The sequence below is a fragment of the Parasegetibacter sp. NRK P23 genome, assembly GCF_023721715.1.
Classification (GTDB): domain Bacteria; phylum Bacteroidota; class Bacteroidia; order Chitinophagales; family Chitinophagaceae; genus Parasegetibacter.
The window spans coordinates 1-1,368 of the sequence record NZ_JAMDLG010000005.1; the positions used below are offsets into that span (position 1 = coordinate 1).

Genomic DNA, 1,368 nt, shown 5'->3' on the forward strand with positions numbered 1-1,368 from the left:
GCGTCTCGTATGTTTGTGTTGTTGTAATAATTTAGCTTAATCAATGTGAAAAGTCAGGGAACCCAAATGCGTCTAAACAACTTTAAAGTATGTTCTCGCAAAGAGATGGTCCCTGTCTTTTTGCTCTTTCGAGTTTGAACAGAATGTAAGGAACATTGCAGGTCTTTGTATCCACGATAACTTCTACGAGAAAAAACGAAGGAGAGTTTTCGCATTGATTATTAATTCATTATAACTATGCAGGTAATTAAGCAATCGGTAGGCGTTGATGTGGCGTCTAAAGAATTAGTGGTTAGTTTCAGTCGTATGTATGCGGGCGGGGATATAGAGCATGTAAGTAACCAATCTTTCCCCAATAGCCCGAAGGGTTTTGAAAAGGTGGTTCAAATGGCGGGGAAACTCTTTGAGTCCGGTCTTCCGGTCTGGTATTTAATGGAGGCGACAGGTGTTTATCATGAAGGGTTTGCTTATTACCTTGAAGAGTCAGGCTGCCTGGTAAGTGTGATCATGCCTTCAAAGATCAGCAATTACGCCCGTACGCTTGACATCAAGACGGTCACGGATAAAACCTCCTCTCAGGCGATAGCCCGTTTTGGGCTTGAGCGAAAACTGGATAGCTGGAAACGCCCCAAGACGGTGCTGCGTTCATTACGTCAATTGACGCGTGAGCGCGACCAGATTGTAGTGGAACGCACGCTTTTGAAGAACCAACTCCATGCCGAGCGTTCTGAAGCCTTTCCCGGGGAAAAGAGTATCGAGCGCATGATAAGCCGTATTACGCTGCTCAACAAGCAGGAAGCTGAAGTTAAGGAAGAAATCCGTGAAAAGCTGGCTTCTGATGCGGCTTTGAAGCAAAAGGCCGCCCTTATGTGTACGGTTCCCGGGGTAGGTACGCTGACGGCGGCTGTGGTGTTAGCGGAGACGAATGAATTTGAACTCATCAGAAATAAGCGTCAGTTGGTAAGTTATGCTGGACTGGATGTAAAGGAAAAGCAATCCGGCACATCAGTCAAAGGCAAGCCGCGCCTGTCTAAGCAAGGGAACCGCTATCTGCGAAAAGCCCTGCACATGCCCGCGCTGAGTGCGCTACGCTGTGATGAACGCATGAAAACGGTGTTTGCCCGCCTGGTATCAAAGCATGGTATCAAAATGAAAGCGGTAGTGGCCATACAGCGAAAACTACTAGAAGTATTATACACGCTATGGAAAAAGAATGAAAAATACGATGAGGAGTACTTTAAATTAGGAACACACACAAATAAAATAGAGCAATCATTAGTATGATTGCCCTACGAAGCTGACATAAAGCCGCTTTAGAAATCTAAAATTAAGAAAATAAAAGTTCCGCAATAACACAGAATCTTTGCG

At 45.0% G+C, this 1,368-nt stretch carries 1 protein-coding gene; it reads left to right on the forward strand.

The annotated features are described in order from the left end of the window. The first annotated feature begins 237 nt into the window (after window positions 1-237). Window positions 238-1,284: an IS110 family transposase gene (locus M4J38_RS16680; protein ID WP_251760938.1), complete on the forward strand. Its 1,047-nt coding sequence runs from the start codon at window positions 238-240 to the stop codon at window positions 1,282-1,284. Window positions 1,285-1,368: the final 84 nt, after the last annotated feature.